Origin of the sequence: Methylobacterium sp. WL103 (assembly GCF_008039885.1) — a bacterium.
Classification (GTDB): Bacteria; Pseudomonadota; Alphaproteobacteria; order Rhizobiales; family Beijerinckiaceae; genus Methylobacterium; species Methylobacterium cerastii.
Genome location: NZ_VRUX01000851.1, coordinates 1 through 1,424, shown reverse-complemented (window position 1 = coordinate 1,424; position 1,424 = coordinate 1). Strand labels below are relative to the sequence as shown.

The 1,424-nt window shown below is 74.1% G+C and carries 1 protein-coding gene and 1 pseudogene; one reads left to right on the top strand and one right to left on the bottom strand.

Translation table 11 applies throughout. The annotated features are described in order from the left end of the window. Positions 1–795: GNAT family N-acetyltransferase (locus FV222_RS26060; protein ID WP_147816022.1), on the top strand; the 795-nt coding region annotated here is incomplete at its 5' end. A 48-nt stretch (positions 796–843) separates the two neighbouring features. Here FV222_RS26060 and FV222_RS30185 read toward each other — a convergent pair. After that, positions 844–1,424 (bottom strand): annotated as a pseudogene (locus FV222_RS30185) (lipopolysaccharide biosynthesis protein); the annotation flags it as partial.

Here is a 1,424-nt window from a genome sequence, read left to right as displayed (position 1 = left end):
GGCCAGGTCGGGCGCGCCTCCGGCGTCGACGTCTACGCCCTCGGGCACCAGCCCCGCACCTGGGACGGCGCGGTCAACCCGCTGGCGATCCGCGGCGAGGCCGCGCCGAGCGACGGCTACGGGATGATGCTCGGCCCCGACCCCGAGTCGACGCTCAGGCGCGCCTTCAGCGCCGACGCGCGCAAGAAGCTGCGCTCGAAGGAGAAGCGCCTGATCGAGGCGCACGGCCCCCTCGCCTACCGCAAGGCGGCGGACGGCGCCGAGGCCGAGCGGTACCTGTCCGCCTTCTACGCGCAGAAGGCGGCGCGCTTCTCCGCCATGGGCATCGACGACCCCTATGCCGACCCGGCGATCCGCGCCTTCCTGAGCGAGGCCACCGCGAGCGAGAACCCGGCGGTGGAGGTTCACGCCCTGGTGCTGGAGGCGACCGGCCGCGTGCTCGCGACCTTCGGCGGCGCCGTCGACGGCGCGCGCTATTCCGGCATGATGACGGCGTTCGACGCCGATCCCGAGGTCGCCCGCTTCAGCCCCGGCGACCTGCTGCTCCATCACCTCGTGCGCGACCAGGCCGCCCGCGGCCGCCGCGCCTTCGATCTCGGCGTCGGCGAGGCCCGCTACAAGGCGAGCATCTGCGACGAGACCATCCCGCTGGTGGAGGTGATGCTGCCGGTGACGCTCCGCGGCCACGCCTACGGGCTCGTCGCGACGCGCCTCACCCGGCTCAAGCGCCGGATCAAGCGCGACCCGCGCCTGTTCGCCCTCGTGCAGCGGCTGCGGCGGATGCGGGCCGGTTGAAGGGCTCGTCCCCGCCATCCGCTTGGATGGGCGGGAACGGCGTCCCGGTCAGGCCGCGGACAGGCGCAACGCCATCGGCTCGGCGTCGTCCTGCGCCGTCCGGTCGTGCCGCTGCCGGGCAGGCCGATCCTGCGCCGGCTTGTCCTGGGCGACCAGCACCTGGCCCGCGCCGGAATCCTCGGCGATGGCGAACAGGTCGCCGAGGTCGGGATCGTCGAGCGCCGCGTTCGAGGCGATGATCACGCTGTCCATCAGCGTGCCGAGGGCGGCGAGCAGCTCGTGCGCGCCGGGCTCCGCCCGCAGGCGGCAGACCACCCAGTCGTAGGCCTCGGCCATCGCCTCGATGGTGATCGCCACCGAAGCCGGCTCCTCCAGCAGAACCTCGATCTCCAGCGAGCCGGCGGCGATCCGGTGGATGGCGGAGCCGCGTTCGGCCTGGATCACGTCGAGGAAGGCAGCTTCGCCGGCGACGAGGTCGGTCAGGCCAGGTGCCTCGGCGTCGGAGGCCGGGCCGTTCAGGTCGACCGCAAGCGCCGAGGCCCGGCCCGAGAGCGCCGCCTCCAGGGCCTCGACGAGGCTCTTGCCGGGAACCGGCCGGGCGGCGCCTGCGGTCTCGACCACGAGGAGGG